Source organism: Neorhizobium sp. BT27B, assembly GCF_050455485.1.
GTDB lineage: Bacteria > Pseudomonadota > Alphaproteobacteria > Rhizobiales > Rhizobiaceae > Neorhizobium.
On sequence record NZ_JBCIYT010000002.1, the window covers coordinates 229,179 to 245,575 of the forward strand.

Genomic DNA, 16,397 nt, shown 5'->3' on the forward strand with positions numbered 1-16,397 from the left:
TTCCCCTCACGCACACAAGCCCAAAACAAAACGGCCGGAGTTTTCACTCCGGCCGTCCCGTCATTCACATGAGGCTGGTGGATCAGCTCATCTGGCTGACATACTTGGTTTCGAGATAGGCCTGAACGGCTTCCGAACCACCTTCCGTGCCATAACCCGAATCCTTGATGCCGCCGAACGGCACTTCCGGCAGGGCAAGGCCGTTGTGGTTGATGGTCAGCATGCCGGCCTCGACCTGACGGCCGAGTTCGTGCGCGGTCTTGACCGAGCCGGTGAAGGCATAGGATGCGAGGCCGAAGGGCAGGCGGTTGGCTTCTGCAACGGCATCCTCGAAGGTCGAGAAACGGTTGACGATGGCGACCGGGCCAAACGGCTCGTCGTTCATGATTTTCGCCGAGGTCGGAACATTGGCGAGAACGGTCGGCTCGAAGAAATTGCCCTTGTTGCCGATGCGCTTGCCGCCGGTCTTCAGCTCGCCGCCGGCAGAGACGGCGTCCTGAATGAGGGCTTCCATGGCCGGGATGCGGCGCTCGTTGGCGAGTGGTCCCATGACCGTGTCGGCTTCAAGACCGTTGCCGACCTTGATGGCGGCGGCCGCCTTGACAAAACCGTCAAGGAACTTGTCGGCGATGCCATCCTGAATGAGGAAGCGGGTCGGCGATACGCAGACCTGACCGGCATTGCGGAATTTCGAAAGCGCCGTGACTTCGATTGCCTTTTCCAGATCGGCATCGTCAAAAATCATCACCGGTGCATGGCCGCCGAGTTCCATCGTGGCGCGCTTCATGTGCTTGCCGGCAAGCGCTGCGAGATGCTTGCCGATCGGCGTCGAGCCGGTGAACGAAATTTTGCGGATGACCGGATGCGGGATCAGGTATTCCGACACTTCGGCCGGCACGCCATAAACCAGACCGATGACACCGGCCGGAACGCCGGCATCGGCGAAGGCGCGGATCAGTTCGGCAGGCGATGCAGGCGTCTCTTCCGGTGCCTTGACGATGATCGAGCAGCCGGCTGCAAGAGCAGCCGAAAGCTTGCGGACGATCTGGTTGATCGGGAAGTTCCACGGCGTGAATGCGGCAACCGGGCCGACCGGCAGCTTGATCGCCATCTGCGAGACGCCGGTGAAACGGGCCGGGATGATCTGGCCATAGGTGCGGCGTGCTTCTTCGGCGAACCAGTCGATCGTGTCGGCGGCGCCGAGCACTTCCATCTTGGACTGGGCGAGCGGTTTACCCTGTTCGCGGGTCATCATGTAGGCGATCGCATCGGCGCGTTCGCGCAGGTTATCGGCGGCCTTGCGCATGATCTTCGAGCGTTCGAAGGCCGACGTGTCACGCCAGATCTTGAAACCCTTGTCGGCAGCTTCCAGCGCCAGATCAAGGTCGGCCTTGCGGGCATGGGCGATCTTGCCGATCACTTCGTCGGTCGCCGGATCGGTCACTTCGATGGTCTCGCCCGCGACGGCATCGCGCCATTCGCCGGCAATGAAAAGCTTGACGTCGGGATAGGTAGTCATGGTGTCCACTTTCGTTCTCAGAAGGGAGGGTCGGCAAGGGCCGGCGCTAGGCCGGCAAATGGAATAGCGGTCTTGAGGTAGGATAGATGGGACCGACAATCAACAGCTTGATGAAAAGTAATACTAAATGATTTCACCGAGGCGACATCGAACGAATCTGCTGCCATGCCGAACAGAAAGTGCAGTTTTTGATGCGCCGCACAAAATAATCAGCAATCCAACTAATTTCGTAAGACATTGTTTATCGCTAAGAATCATATCGAGGCTGCGGCCTGCACATCCGATTTTGATTCATGACACCGGCCCTGGTCGTCTCTCGTTCTGTCTCGGTCAAACACGATGCGCCGCTTCCCAATGACTGGGTAAAAACGTGCTCTGCCAAATCTGAAACCGATGACCTTCGGCACGGGAAGGGAACGGCTCATCTCTTTTGGATCAAAAATGACCATTTTGGAAAAGACCGGAATTCGAACGAAGATCCTTGCGATCATTCTTCTTCTCTGTGCCGCCGGCCTTGGCGCCGTCGCTTATCTGTCCGCTGAGTTCAAGGCATCCGACGAAGCCTATTTCGACTTCATCAGCCGGGATAACCGTGCCACGCTGGAGGTGGCGCGCGCCAACCGCAACCTTATCGGCCTGACGCTGACCGCCTACCAGACCACGTTTTATGACCCGCAGCACCCAATGTACAAGTTTGCGGCCGACGACTACGTTTCCACCAAGGAATATGTGCTGACGCAGCTTGGTCGGGCACGCAATCTGCTGCCGCAGCATGCGCAGCAACTGGATGGCCTTATCACCAGAATGCGTGCCGTTATCGCGCAGACGGATCAGGCGATCGATTTTGCCGCCCGTTCGCAGGATGCGCAGGCGAAAGTGGCGCTGGAAAAGGCTGACGCGCTGGTCAATCCGCTCAGCGACGATATCCTCTCCTTCCTGCTGGCGCGGATGAGCGATGTCGAAGACCGCAGCAAGGCGCTGACCGCAAACAACAGTTCGCTGATCATATCTACGCTGGTTGCCGTCGTCGCCATGTTCCTGGCTGTCATCGGTGCGGCGCTGTTCGTGACGTCTCGGGGTATCACCACGCCTATCGTGCGTCTTCGCGAGCGCATGCTGTCCCTCGCGGCCGGTGATACGGCATCCGAGATCGACGGTATGGACCGCAAGGATGAAGTCGGTGAAATGGCACAGGCCGTGCAGGTCTTCCGCCAGAACGCGGTCGAGCGCGCGCAGTTGGCGCGGGAAACCGAGGCGAACCGTTCGCTCTCTGAAAAGGAACGTATCGAGCGCGAAAAGCAGAAGGCGCAGGAAGCAGCCGATGTGCAGTTCGCCGTCGACAGCCTGGCCGGCGGGCTTGCAAAGCTTTCCGATGGCGATGTGGCCTATCGCATCACCCAGCCCTTCACGCAGAACCTCGACAGCGTCCGTGGCGATTTCAACCAGTCGGCCGAAAAGCTGCAGTCAGCGCTTGTGCAGGTGTCGCAGAATGCCCGCGGCATCAATGCCGGCACGAACGAGATCAAGGCTGCAGCCGACGATCTGGCCAAGCGCACCGAACAGCAGGCCGCCGCCGTGGAAGAAACGGCTGCCGCTCTCGAAGAGATCACCACCACTGTGAAGGATTCGACCAAGCGCGCGCAGGAAGCCGGTGCGCTGGTGTCGCGCACCCGTCAGGAAGCCGAGCATTCCGGTGAAGTCGTTCGCCGCGCCGTCATCGCCATGGAAAAGATCGAACAGTCTTCCGGCGAGATCGGCAATATTATCGGCGTGATCGACGACATCGCCTTCCAGACCAACCTGCTGGCACTGAATGCCGGTGTGGAAGCGGCGCGCGCCGGTGAAGCCGGAAAGGGTTTCGCTGTCGTTGCCCAGGAAGTGCGTGAGCTTGCCCAGCGTTCGGCCAATGCGGCCAAGGAGATCAAGACGCTGATCACCACCTCGAACGAACAGGTTCAGGAAGGTGTCGACCTGGTCGGTGCGACCGGCACCGCGCTGGAAAAGATCGTCGTCGAAGTGCAGGAGATCAACCGCCACGTGGCGGCGATCGTCGAAAGTGCGCAGGAGCAGTCGTCAGGCCTTCAGCAGATCAACACCGCCGTCAACCAGATGGATCAGGATACGCAGAAGAATGCGGCCATGGTCGAAGAATCCACGGCAGCAAGCCATGGTCTGGCCCGCGAGGTGGCGTCGCTCAACCAGTTGCTCGGCCAGTTCAAGCTTGGCTCCGAGATGATTGCATCCGCCCGTCTTGCCCGCCCGGCCGAAAAACCGGTGGCATCACCGGCGCGCGCACTCGGTCGCAAGATCGCCTCAGCCTTCTCCGGCAATGCCGCGATCGATACAGCCAGGGACGAGTGGCAGGAATTTTGACACCTGTCGCATGATCTGAATGGAAAAAAATCCGGGCGCCCATCGCGCCCGGAACTGTTTGCGGGATCAGAAAAACGCCTGAATGCCCGTCTGCGCGCGGCCCAGGATCAGCGCATGGACATCATGTGTGCCTTCATACGTGTTCACCGTCTCGAGGTTCTGCGCGTGGCGCATGACATGGTATTCGATCTGGATGCCGTTGCCGCCATGCATGTCGCGGGCCTGACGGGCGATGTCGAGCGCCTTGCCGCAATTGTTGCGCTTGACGATGGAGATCATTTCCGGCGCCATCTTGTGCGCATCCATCAACTCGCCGACGCGCAAGCTCGCCTGCAGGCCAAGGGTGATTTCCGTCTGCATGTCGGCGAGTTTCTTCTGGTAAAGCTGCATGCCGGCCAGCGGCTTGCCGAACTGTTTTCTGTCGAGCCCGTATTGGCGGGCGCGGAACCAGCAGTCTTCGGCAGCCCCCAGCACACCCCAGGAAATGCCGTAGCGGGCGCGGTTGAGGCAGCCGAACGGACCCTTGAGGCCCGAGACATTCGGCAGAAGCGCATCCTCGGTGACTTCCACGCCATCCAGCACGATCTCGCCGGTGATCGAGGCGCGCAGCGAAAGCTTGCCGCCGATTTTTGGCGCCGACAGGCCCTTCATGCCCTTTTCCAGCACGAAGCCACGGATCTCGTTGTTATGCGCTTCCGACTTGGCCCAGACGACGAACACGTCGGCGATCGGTGCGTTGGAAATCCACGTCTTTGAACCGCGCAGGCGGTAACCGCCCTCGATCTTTTCGGCGCGGGTCTTCATGCCGCCGGGGTCGGAGCCGGCATCCGGCTCGGTCAGGCCAAAACAGCCGATCAGATCGCCGGAGACGAGGCCGGGCAGATATTTCTGTTTCTGCTCATCGGAGCCGTAGGCGAAGATCGGGTAGATGACGAGAGAGGATTGCACGCTCATCATCGAGCGGTAGCCACTGTCGATGCGTTCGATCTCTCGGGCGACGAGGCCATAGGCAACATAGGAGGCGTTGGCGGCGCCAAATTCTTCCGGCAGGGTGACGCCGAGAAGGCCGGTCTGGCCCATCAGCTTGAACAGGCCCTTGTCGGTGGTTTCGTCCAGATAGGCTTCCTGCACACGCGGCAGAAGCTCCGATTTCGCGAAGGCTGCGGCAGTGTCGCGGATCATCCGCTCGTCTTCGCTGATCTGCTCGTCAAGCAGAAACGGGTCTTCCCAGGAAAATGCGGTACGCGTGCTCACGATCATGCCTCCAATATCGTTGTGAGCTTCATTGTCCGCGAGGGTTTGATGATCGGCAAGCGTTGTTTACTCATTTCGCCATGAGGTATAGGAATGGCGGATGATCACTGCGAGCCGCAGATTGCTGCCTTCCACCGGTGCGCTTGCCGCTTTCGATGCGGTGGCGCGGCTCGGCAGTTTTTCCGCAGCCGCCGAAGAACTTTCCCTGACGCAAGGGGCTGTCAGCCGCCAGATTTCCGGGCTTGAGGACCAGTTGGGCGTCATGCTGTTCGAGCGCAGCAGCCGTGGCGTCGGATTGACGGTGGCGGGTGTGGATTACGCCAAATCGATCGGCAATGCGCTGTCGCTGATCCGTTCGGCCTCTCTCAAGGCCATGACGAAAACGCATAATGATCAGCTCAATCTCGCCATCCTGCCGACTTTTGGCACGCGCTGGCTGATGCCGCGCATTCCGCGCTTTGTCGAGCGCCACCCGGAAATCACGCTGAATTTTGCCACCCGTATAGGTGTCTTTGATTTCGAGAAGGATGGGCTGGATATGGCCATCCATATCGGCCTGCCGGACTGGCCGGGGGCGGAATGCACCTTTCTGATGGACGAAATGGTGGCGCCGGTCGCAAGCCCCGCGTTTCTGGCTGCCCATCCCGTTACGGGGGCGGAAGATCTGCGGGCGCTGCCGCTTCTGCACATGGCGTCGCGGCCGGGGGCGTGGAACCACTGGTTCCAGAGCCTCGGGCTTCGGGATGCGCCGTCGCAGGGCATGCGGTTTGAACAGTTTTCCAGCGTCGCGCAGGCCTGTATTGCCGGGCTTGGCGTTGCCTTGATGCCGCTGTTCCTGATCTCATCCGAATTGCGCAATGGCGAGATCACGCAAGCATTTCCGCATCAGGTGCGTAGCCCGAGCGCCTATTATGCGGTAGCACCCGTCGCCAAGACCGATTCCCGTCCTGTCAGCGTTTTTCGCGAATGGCTGGTCGAGGAGATCGGTCGTTACCGCGACGAACCCTATTTCGCGTGACCCGTTTTTCCGGTTGATGGAGAGCCGCATGCAGCCGCACGATTTCTGGCAGGAAGTCTATCCCGCCGACACATTTGACCCGGCAGGCCCGTTCGACACCTTTTATCCGGCGGTGCTGGAGGATGGCCGGCAGATCATGTTGCCGATCCGGCATCTGTCCAACGGCGAAAATGCGCTGGCCTCGCTGATCATCAACCAGGCGAGTTTTGCCGTCCAGGATGCGCTGGCCGATGCGCTTGCGGCCAAGCTGAAACCGTTCGATCCGGAGATCATCGTCGGCCTGCCGACCTTGGGATTGACGCTTGCCGCGGCCGTTGCCCGCCGTCTCGGCCATGGCCGTTACGTGCCGCTCGGGACCTCGCGAAAATTCTGGTACGACGATGCGCTCTCGGTGCCGATGTCGTCGATCACCACGCCGGAATACAGCAAACGGCTCTATGCCGATCCGCGCATGCTGCCGCTTTTGCGTGGCAGCCGTATCGCGCTGGTCGATGACGTGATTTCCAGCGGCTCATCCATTCTCGCTGGTCTGTCGCTGATGTCGGCGATCGGTATCGAGCCGGTCGTCATCGGTGCCGCCATGCTGCAATCGGAGCGCTGGCGCGACACGATCGCCGATATCGATCCCAAATGGCGCGACCATATCGTCGGCGTGTTCAAGACGCCGATGCTTAGCCGAACGGATGATGGTCACTGGACCAAATAAGATGATTTTTTCCGGCTTGCCGAGTGTGTGGAGTTCTGAATAGGATCAGCGCTTCGCATTTGCAGCAGAGATCTGGAAAATTCATGGAACTGGTGTTCGACGGCCATAACGACGTGCTTCTCCGGCTTTGGAGGACCATGAAGGGGGGCGGCGATCCGGTCGCCGAGTTTTTCAAGGGAACCTCCCAGGGGCATATCGATGCGCCGCGCTCGAAAATCGGCGGTCTGGCCGGCGGTATCTGCGCCATCTACATTCCCTCCGGCGACCTGATCCTCAAGGAACCGGATGCCGACGGCCATTACGAAACGCCGCTGGCGGCCCCGCTCGACCATCTGCCATCGCTCAACATCGCCATGGAAAAGGCCTCGATAGCGCTGCGTCTGGAGCGTGCCGGTGCATGGCGTTTGTGCCGCTCGACGGCGGATATCCGCAAGGCGATGGAAGACGGCGTGTTTGCCGCCGTGCTGCATATGGAAGGCTGCGAGGCGATCAGCGCCGATCTCGCCGAACTCGACGTGTTCTACGCTAGCGGCCTGCGTTCGCTCGGCCCCGTCTGGAGCCGTCACAACATTTTCGGGCATGGCGTGCCGTTTGCCTATCCGATGTCGCCGGATACCGGGCCGGGTCTCACCGATCTCGGTTTCGAACTGGTCCGTGAATGCAACAGGCTCGGCATCCTGATCGATCTCGCCCACATCACCGAAAAGGGTTTCTGGGATGTGGCAAAAACCACCGACCAGCCACTGATCGCCAGCCATTCCAACGCGCATGCGCTGACGCAGGTTGCCCGCAACCTTACCGACAAGCAGATGGACGCCATCAAGGAGAGCCGCGGTCTCGCCGGTCTCAACTACGCCGTCACCATGCTGCGGCCGGATGCGCGCGACAATGCCGCCACGCCGCTCTCCGACATGGTGCGCCATATCGATTACATGGTGGAGCGCATGGGCATCGATTGCGTGGCGCTCGGATCCGACTTTGACGGTGCAACCGTACCGGCCGACATTCACGATGCGGCCGGCAACCAGAAACTGGTTGCGGCCCTTCGGGACGCGGGCTACGCTCCTGAAGAAATTGCCAAATTGTGCCGGGAGAACTGGTTGCGCGTGCTGGGAGAAGCCTGGCACGAGAAGGCCTGACCAGCCGAGATTTTCGATCCAAAAAAACAAAGACAATAACGGGCAACAAAACAACGGGACGACCATCATGATGAACTCTCTCAACACACGCATGCGCATTCTGTCCGCAGGCGCCGCCCTTTCGCTGATCACGCTTCTCGCACCGCAGGCCTTTGCCGCGACGCCGGCCGACACGCTGGTCGAAGGTTTTGCCATCGACGACATCATCACGCTCGATCCGGGCGAGGCCTTCGAGCTTTCGACCGCCGAAGTGACCGCCAACAGCTACAGCAAGCTGGTCGGTCTCGATCCGGCAGATACGTCCAAGGTCGTCGGTGATCTCGCCGCCAGCTGGACCGTATCCGATGACGGCCTGACCTATACGTTCAAGCTGAAGCCCGACCTGAAATTCGCTTCCGGCAACCCGGTTACCGCCGAGGATGTGGCTTTCTCGTTCGAACGCGCCGTCAAGCTCGACAAGTCGCCGGCCTTCCTGCTCACCCAGTTCGGCCTGACCGGCGACAACGTGACCGAAAAGGCCAAGGCCACTGACGCCACGACCTTCACCTTCACCGTCGACAAGGCCTATGCGCCGAGCTTCGTCCTCAACGTGCTGACGGCAACGGTTGCTTCCGTCCTCGACAAGAAGCTGGTTTCGGAACATGCCAAGCCGGCAACGCCGAGCGCCGAATACAAATACGATACCGATTTCGGCAATGAATGGCTGAAGACCGGTTATGCCGGTTCCGGCCCGTTCAAGGTGCTGACATGGCGCGCCAACGAGGCCGTCATTCTGGAAGCCAACCCGAATTATTACGGCGAAAAGCCAAAGCTGAAGCGCGTCATCTATCGCCACATGAAGGAAAGCTCGGGCCAGCGCCTGGCGCTTGAAAACGGCGATATCGACGTTGCCCGCAACCTCGAGCCGAACGACCTGAAGGCCATCGAAGGCAAGGACGGCCTGTCGAGCACATCGGCGCCGAAGGGCACGATCTATTATTTCAGCCTCAACCAGAAGAACAAGAACCTCGCCAAGCCGGAAGTGGCCGAGGCGATGAAATATCTGGTCGATTACGATGCGATCGGCGCAACGCTGATCAAGGGTATCGGCGAGATCCACCAGAACTTTCTGCCCAAGGGCCAGCTCGGTGCCAGCACCGAAAACCCTTACAAGCTCGACGTTGCCAAGGCCAAGGAACTGCTGGCCAAGGCCGGCCTGAAGGATGGTTTCACCGTCACCATGGACGTACGCAACACGCAGCCGGTGACCGGCATTGCCGAAAGCGTGCAGCAGACGCTGGCGCAGGCCGGCATCAAGCTGGAAATCATTCCCGGCGACGGCAAGCAGACGCTGACGAAATTCCGCGCCCGCACCCACGACATCTATATCGGCCAGTGGGGTTCGGACTATTTCGACCCGAACTCGAATGCCGAGACCTTTACCGTCAACCCGGACAATTCCGACGAAGGCAAGAACAAGACGCTGGCCTGGCGTAATGCTTGGGACGTGCCGAAGGAACTGTCGGACGCCGGCAAGGGCGCGCTTCTGGAAAAGGACGCCGAAAAACGCGCTGCCATCTATCAGGACCTGCAGAAGAAGGTGGCGGCGGTCAGCCCGTTCGTGATCGTCTTTCAGCAGACGGAAGTGGCAGGTTTCTCGTCGAAGCTGAAGGGCTACAAGCTTGGCCCGAGCTTTGATACGAACTTTGTGTATACGGTCTCCAAGGACTGATTGTAGGGGGATTTTAGCGCGGAAGGCTTGGCGAAGTTATCTTCTCCCCAAGGGGGAGAAGGTGGCCCGAAGGGCCGGATGAGGGGGAGCGAAGCCACTGATATGTGGTGTCGTGTGGCCCCCTCATCGCCTCGCTGACGCTCCGGCACTTCTCCCCGGTGGTGAGAAGATGCTGGCGGCAGTCTTTCGTGTCCCATCGACCATTCGCCTAACGTTCAGACGACGGGCATTCGGCAGTCCTCGCAATACACTCAGGAGATCTTCTTGACTCTCACCGATACGACGGCCGTGACGCGGCGCAACCGGCGCCGTGCTTCCTCATCGGGAAAGGCGATCTTTCGTTTCCTGGTGACGGTCGTCACGACTTTCTTAGGCCTGCTCGCCGTCACCTTTTTCATCGGCCGCGTCATTCCCATCGATCCGGCGCTTGCCATTGTCGGTGACCGGGCGCCCGCCCATGTGGTGGAACGCGTGCGCGAGCAGCTGGGGCTGAACCTGCCGCTTTACCAGCAGTTCTATTTCTATGTGCGCGATGCGCTGACCGGCAATTTCGGCACGTCCGTTCTCACCACCAATCCTGTGATGGACGATATCCGCCGCGTGTTTCCGGCAACCATGGAGCTGGCGACGATCGGCACCATTTTCGGCTCGCTGATCGGCATTCCTCTCGGTGTGCTCGCCGCCGTCAAGCGCGGCTCGATTGCCGACCAGATCGTCCGCGTTGTCGGGTTGATCGGCTATTCGGTGCCGATCTTCTGGCTCGGGCTTCTGTCGCTGGTGCTGTTTTACGCAAAACTGCGCTGGGTGGCCTATCCCGGCCGGCTCGATATCGTCTACGAATTCACGTTTACGCCGATCACCGGTTTCTTCCTGTTCGACAGCGCCATTCTGGGCCAGTGGGACGTCTTCTGGGATGCGTTCCGCCACATCATCCTGCCCGGCGCGCTGCTCGGCTATTTTTCGCTCGCCTATATCAGCCGCATGACACGCTCCTTCATGCTCAACGAGCTGCAACAGGAATATATCGTTGCCGCCCGCGCCAAAGGCCTGTCGGAAACGCGGATCATCTGGTTTCACGCGCTGCGCAATGCAGCCGTGCCGCTGATCACCGTGATCGCGCTTTCCTATGCAGGCCTGCTGGAAGGATCGGTGCTGACCGAAACCATCTTCTCATGGCCGGGGCTCGGCCTTTACATCACCAATTCGCTGCAGAATGCGGACATGAACGCGGTTTTGGGCGGAACGATCATTGTCGGTTCCGTCTTCATCGCCATCAACCTCCTGTCCGACCTTCTTTACCGCACGCTTGATCCAAGGACACGCAGCCGATGAGCGCGACGGTCGATACATTGAAACCCTACAGCCGGGAATGGCTGCTTTCCGACCGTCCCACCTCGCGCCATCAGGCACGGCTTGGCCGCGCCTATGTGATATGGCGGCGGTTTTCCGAGAATCGGCTGGCGCTGCTCGGCCTCGGCATCATCATCCTGCTGCTGTTCGTCGCCGCCTTTGCCGATGTGCTGGCGCCGTATAATCCGGTGCAGGGCGATCTGATGAACTCCCGGCTGTTAGCCCCGGGATCGCCCGGTTACTGGCTCGGCACCGACGATCAGGGCCGCGATATTCTCTCGCGCCTGATCCACGGTTCGCGCCTCACATTGATGGTGATCGTGCTCGTTGCTGTCATTGCAGCGCCGATCGGTCTGATCGTCGGCACCGTTTCCGGTTATGCCGGTGGCTGGGTGGATGCGATCCTGATGCGCATCACCGACATCTTTCTGGCCTTTCCAAAGCTGGTTCTGGCGCTGGCGCTGGTGGCTGCACTCGGCCCCGGCATCGAGAACGCCATTCTGGCCATCGCCGTCACCTCATGGCCGCCCTATGCGCGCATTGCCCGCGCCGAAACGCTGACATTCCGCAATTCGGAGTTCATCTCGGCTGTAAAACTGATGGGCGCTTCGCCTTTCCGCATCGTGCTGCGTCATGTCATGCCGCTCTGCCTGTCATCGCTGATCGTGCGCGTGACGCTGGACATGGCCGGCATCATTCTGACCGCCGCCGGTCTCGGGTTCCTCGGGCTGGGCGCACAGCCGCCGTTGCCGGAATGGGGTGCGATGATCGCCTCCGGTCGCCGCTTCATTCTCGACCAGTGGTGGGTTGCGGCCATGCCGGGTTTTGCCATCCTGATCGTCAGCCTCGGTTTCAACCTGTTGGGCGACGGCCTGCGTGATGCGCTCGATCCGAAGGAGGCCGGCCAATGACGGCTCCTCTCCTGACGGTTGACGACCTGCGCGTCACCTTTCCCACCCGCACCGGCGAGATCCAGGCCGTGCGCGGCGTCTCGTTCACGCTCGGCAAGGAACGCCTTGGCATTGTCGGCGAAAGCGGATCGGGCAAATCACAGACCGGCCGCGCCATCATGGGCCTGACGCCGGGCCATGCCAGGATCACCGCATCGAAGCTGGAATTCGATGGTATCGACCTGTTGAAGGTAACGCCGAAACAGCGTCGGGACCTGCGCGGCAAGCGCATCGGCATGATCCTGCAGGACCCGAAATATTCGCTGAACCCGGTGATGACGATCGGCAAACAGATCATCGAAACGCTGCTGGCGCACGAAAAGATCAGTCGTTCGGAGGCGCGTGATCGTGCGCTAAAAATGCTGGAGCAGGTGCAGATCCGCGATCCGGAGCGCGTGTTCGGGCTTTATCCGAACGAGGTTTCGGGCGGTATGGGCCAGCGGGTGATGATCGCCATGATGCTGATCTGCGGGCCGGAACTGCTGATCGCCGACGAGCCGACCTCGGCGCTCGATGTGACGGTGCAGCTCGACGTGCTCTCGATCCTCGACAAGCTGGTGGCCGAGCGCGGCATGGGGCTGGTGTTCATCAGCCACGATCTGCGGCTCGTCTCGTCATTCTGTGACCGCGTCATCGTCATGTATGCCGGCCGTATCGTCGAGGAACTGCCGTCCGCCGATCTGGCGCAGGCGAAACATCCTTATACGCAAGGCCTGCTCAACTGCCTGCCGACCATCGGCACCGATCGGCATCCGCTGCCAGTTCTGGAGCGCAAGGTGGAGTGGTCGGCGTGATGACTGGAATTATGACAGAGAAAACAGCGCTTTCCGTCCGCGACATGATCGTGACGTTTGATGAATATGTGGCGCTCGATCACGTGAGCGTCGATGTGGCGACGGGCGAGAGCTTTGGCATCGTCGGTGAATCCGGTTCCGGCAAATCCACGCTTTTGCGCGCCGTGGCCGGTCTCAATCGCTTTGACAGTGGCGCGCTCGCTGTCGATGGTCGCAGCTATTCGAGCGGGCGTCGCGACAAGGAATTTTACCGCACCGTGCAGATGGTGTTTCAGGATCCTTACGGTTCGCTGCATCCGCGCCAGACGGTGGACCGGTTGCTGCTTGAACCGCTGGTGATCCACGGTTTCGACGATATCGATGTGCGCATTGCCCGTGCACTGGATGAGGTGGGTCTGGGGGCGGGTTTTCGTTTCCGTTATTCGCACCAGCTTTCCGGCGGCCAGCGCCAGCGCATCGCCATTGCCCGCGCGCTGATCCTCGAGCCAAAGATCCTGCTGCTGGACGAACCGACCTCGGCGCTCGATGCCTCCATCCAGGCGGAAATCCTCAATCTGCTGGAACAGGCGCGCAAGGATCGGAACCTCACCTTCGTCATGGTCAGCCATGATCTCGGTGTCATCAGCCATATGTGCGAGCGCGTGGCGGTGATGAAAAGCGGGAAGATTGTCGAGACGGTACCGGTCGAGGCACTGGAAAAGCGCGAATTTTCCGCCGATTATACGCGGCAATTGCTGGTCGCCAGCGAAGGGTTTCGTCGCGGCTGATTTTGGCCGCGACAGATATTGGATTTTCCGCATGCAGCTTCGCGCCCTGATGTATTTTGACGAGCTGGTGCGCACCAATTCCATGCGTGCGGCGGCGGAAAATATGGGCGTTGCCGCCACCGCCGTCAGCCGCCAGATCGAGAACCTCGAGCACTATTTCGGCACGCCGCTGGTGGAGCGCAACAATCGCGGCATCCGCCTGACGGCTGCCGGCGAATTGCTGGCGGCGCGGGCGGGCAAGACGTTGCGTGAGCTGGAACATGTGCACCAGCTGATCGATGATCTGCAGGGCCTGCAGCGCGGCAAGGTGGTGATCTACGCCAATGGCGCGACGGTGGCGAACCTGCTGGCGCCGGTGCTTGCCGAGTTCAGTCTGAAATATCCAAAGCTTCGGTTCGAGGTGGCGATCACTTCCGCGCGCGAGGCGGTGGAGGCGCTGGCTGCTGCCGAGGCGGATCTGGTGGTGGCGCTGTTTGCGCCCAAAAATTCCGGCCTAAAAGTGCGTGTGCGCTCCGAACTCACCTATGATGTCATCCTGTCTGCCGATCATCCGGCAGCGGGCGCCAAGGAATTCACCCTGCGCGATCTGGTGCAGATGCCACTTGCTCTGCCGGACAAGAGTTTCAGCGCCCGGCAGGCTTTCGAGGACGTGTTCGGCAAGGCCGGACTGGAGCTTGACCCGGTCTTTGTCACCGGTTCACTGGAAATGTTGAAGGAACTGGTGCTGCGGCGTTCGGCCGTGACGCTGCTGCCGGCGCTGTCGGTCAAGCGCGAAATCGATGCCGGGCAGTTGGTGGCGGTGCCGGTCGGTGGCGGCAAGGCGGTAAAAACCTCGATGGAACTCTGCGTTGCGCCGGACCGGCAGCCGTCCTATGCCACGGCAAAGCTGGTCGATTTCATCGAAGGCTTCATGCGTGGTGTCGTGCCGAAAAAGTCGGTCGCCAAAAAGACGCCCTGACAAAATGCCTTGTGTAGCGATTTCGGCTACACAGAGACCACAAAAATCTGCATTGTGTGTGCACTCGCAACATGACACTCTTTTCGTCAATTGCAGGCAGCGGCGGACCTGATCTCCCGGATGACCTGCGCAAGGGGGAATGACGCATGCTCAGAACGATTTCGATGATCGGCTCCGCATCCGGTGCCATCACCCGCCGAGTGGCGCTCGGCCTGATGGTGACAGCCAGCGTGCTTGCCATGGGGCAAAGCAGGGCCGAGGCGGCAAAGGATAACGTCACCATCGGCATGGCGATCGAGCCGGCCGGACTGGACCCGACCGTCGCTGCACCCGTCGCCATCGGTCAGGTGACATGGCAGAATGTGTTCGAAGGCCTGACGACGATCGACAGGCAAGGCAAGGTCGTGCCGCTTCTCGCTGAAAGCTGGACGATTTCCCCCGATGGCCTGACCTATACGTTCAAGCTGCGCGATGGCGTGACATTCCACGATGGCGAGGCGTTCTTCTCCGCGACTGCAAAATTCACGCTCGACCGGGCGCGCGGCGACCAGTCGGTCAATCCGCAGAAACGCTATTTCTCCACCATCGACACGATCGAAACGCCCGACGCCACGACGCTGGTGTTGAAGCTGAAACAGCCGACCGGCAGCCTGCTTTACTGGCTGGGCTGGCCGTCCGCCGTCATGGTCGCGCCGAAAACGGCGGAAAACAACAAGGTGACGCCTGTCGGCACCGGCCCGTTCAAGTTTGTCAGCTGGGCCAAGGGCTCGCAGGTGCAGCTGGAAAAGAATGCCGGCTACTGGAACAGCCAGGTTTCGGTAAAACTGGAAAAGGCGTCCTTCCGCTTCATCGGCGATGCGCAGGCGCAGGCCGCCGCTCTGAAGGCCGGCGATGTCGATGCCTTTCCGGAATTCGGTGCGCCGGAACTGATGGAGAGTTTCAAGGGCGATGCGAAACTGGTGACGGTGATCGGCAATACCGAGTTGAAGGTGGTTGCCGGCATGAACAATGCCACCAAGCCTTTTAACGACAAGCGGGTGCGACAGGCGCTGATGATGGCCGTCGACCGCGCCACCGTCATCGAGGGCGCATGGTCCGGCCTCGGCACTGCGATCGGCAGTCATTACACCCCAAACGATCCCGGTTATATCGATCTGACCGGCACCTATGCTTACGACGTGGAAAAGGCCAAGGCGCTGCTGGCGGAAGCCGGTTATCCGAACGGCCTGACCTTTACCATCAAGGCGCCGCAGATGGCTTATGCGCAGCGCACGTCGCAGGTTCTGCAGGCGCTGTTTTCCGAGATCGGCGTGACGATGAATATCGAAACCACCGAGTTTCCGGCGAAATGGGTGGCGGATGTGCTGAAGGCCGCCAATTACGAGATGACCATCGTCGCCCATGCCGAGCCGATGGACCTCGATATCTACGCCCGCGATCCCTATTACTTCAACTACAAGAACCCGGCCTATAACGCTGTGCTGCAGAAGGTGCAGGAGACATCCGACCCGGCGGAACAGGCCAAGCTTTATGGCGAGGCGCAGAAGATTCTCGCTGATGACGTGCCGTCGCTATTCCTGTTCGTGATGCCGAAGCTGGGTGTCTGGGATGGGAAGCTGAAGGGGCTTTGGGAGAACGAACCGATCCCGTCGAACGTGCTGACGGATGTGCATTGGGTAGAGTGAGGGTGTTGTTGGGGCAGGCTGTGATGCCGCAGTGTTTGTGGCAGAGGGATGATGGCGCCGCACGCCGATCTCCCCCCTTGCGGGGGAGATGCCCGGCAGGGCAGAGGGGGGTGGATCCTCGGACTCCCTCGTTGCTGGAGCGGCAAAACGGTCGCCACCCCCCTCTGTCGGCT

Annotated in this window: 13 protein-coding genes; 11 read left to right on the forward strand and 2 right to left on the reverse strand. The window is 60.5% G+C overall.

What is annotated here, in order from left to right; all coding sequences use genetic code 11:
* Positions 1–82: 82 nt before the first annotated feature.
* Complete coding sequence (locus AAIH70_RS06545) at positions 83–1,519, reverse strand: NAD-dependent succinate-semialdehyde dehydrogenase (protein WP_132272516.1); 1,437 nt, start codon at positions 1,517–1,519, stop codon at positions 83–85.
* 441 nt (positions 1,520–1,960) lie between these two features.
* On the opposite strand from AAIH70_RS06545, the gene AAIH70_RS06550 reads away from it, so the two are divergent.
* A complete protein-coding gene (locus AAIH70_RS06550; protein ID WP_132271389.1) occupies positions 1,961–3,892 on the forward strand; it encodes a methyl-accepting chemotaxis protein in 1,932 nt (643 codons plus the stop codon).
* Between the two features lie 66 nt (positions 3,893–3,958).
* On the opposite strand, the gene AAIH70_RS06555 is transcribed toward AAIH70_RS06550, so the two are convergent.
* A complete protein-coding gene (locus tag AAIH70_RS06555) occupies positions 3,959–5,146 on the reverse strand; it encodes an acyl-CoA dehydrogenase (RefSeq protein WP_132271390.1) in 1,188 nt (395 codons plus the stop codon).
* A 100-nt stretch (positions 5,147–5,246) separates the two neighbouring features.
* Between AAIH70_RS06555 and AAIH70_RS06560 the strand changes: the two genes are divergently transcribed.
* The 10 genes from AAIH70_RS06560 to AAIH70_RS06605 all read left to right on the forward strand — a co-directional run bounded on the left by AAIH70_RS06560 (position 5,247) and on the right by AAIH70_RS06605 (position 16,224).
* Positions 5,247–6,164: a LysR family transcriptional regulator gene (locus AAIH70_RS06560; RefSeq protein WP_132271391.1), complete on the forward strand. Its 918-nt coding sequence runs from the start codon at positions 5,247–5,249 to the stop codon at positions 6,162–6,164.
* A gap of 28 nt (positions 6,165–6,192) precedes the next feature.
* On the forward strand, positions 6,193–6,870 hold the full coding sequence (locus tag AAIH70_RS06565; RefSeq protein WP_132271392.1) for a phosphoribosyltransferase: 678 nt from the start codon (positions 6,193–6,195) through the stop codon (positions 6,868–6,870).
* An 83-nt stretch (positions 6,871–6,953) separates the two neighbouring features.
* A complete protein-coding gene (locus tag AAIH70_RS06570; protein ID WP_132271393.1) occupies positions 6,954–8,009 on the forward strand; it encodes a dipeptidase in 1,056 nt (351 codons plus the stop codon).
* 67 nt (positions 8,010–8,076) lie between these two features.
* Positions 8,077–9,720, forward strand: a complete 1,644-nt coding sequence (locus tag AAIH70_RS06575) for an ABC transporter substrate-binding protein (RefSeq protein ID WP_132271394.1) — start codon at positions 8,077–8,079, stop codon at positions 9,718–9,720.
* A gap of 264 nt (positions 9,721–9,984) precedes the next feature.
* Positions 9,985–11,052, forward strand: coding sequence for an ABC transporter permease (locus AAIH70_RS06580; protein ID WP_132271395.1), 1,068 nt, complete (start codon positions 9,985–9,987; stop codon positions 11,050–11,052).
* Positions 11,049–11,981: an ABC transporter permease gene (locus AAIH70_RS06585; RefSeq protein ID WP_132271396.1), complete on the forward strand. Its 933-nt coding sequence runs from the start codon at positions 11,049–11,051 to the stop codon at positions 11,979–11,981. The genes AAIH70_RS06580 and AAIH70_RS06585 overlap by 4 nt, the downstream gene beginning before the upstream one ends.
* Complete coding sequence (locus AAIH70_RS06590; RefSeq protein WP_132271397.1) at positions 11,978–12,814, forward strand: ABC transporter ATP-binding protein; 837 nt, start codon at positions 11,978–11,980, stop codon at positions 12,812–12,814. Before AAIH70_RS06585 ends, AAIH70_RS06590 begins: the two co-directional genes overlap by 4 nt.
* An 11-nt stretch (positions 12,815–12,825) precedes the next feature.
* Positions 12,826–13,581, forward strand: coding sequence for an ABC transporter ATP-binding protein (locus AAIH70_RS06595; protein WP_132271398.1), 756 nt, complete (start codon positions 12,826–12,828; stop codon positions 13,579–13,581).
* 31 nt (positions 13,582–13,612) lie between these two features.
* Positions 13,613–14,539, forward strand: coding sequence for a LysR family transcriptional regulator (locus AAIH70_RS06600; protein WP_132271399.1), 927 nt, complete (start codon positions 13,613–13,615; stop codon positions 14,537–14,539).
* A gap of 215 nt (positions 14,540–14,754) precedes the next feature.
* Positions 14,755–16,224, forward strand: a complete 1,470-nt coding sequence (locus AAIH70_RS06605) for an ABC transporter substrate-binding protein (RefSeq protein WP_430033820.1) — start codon at positions 14,755–14,757, stop codon at positions 16,222–16,224.
* The last annotated feature ends 173 nt before the right edge of the window (positions 16,225–16,397 follow it).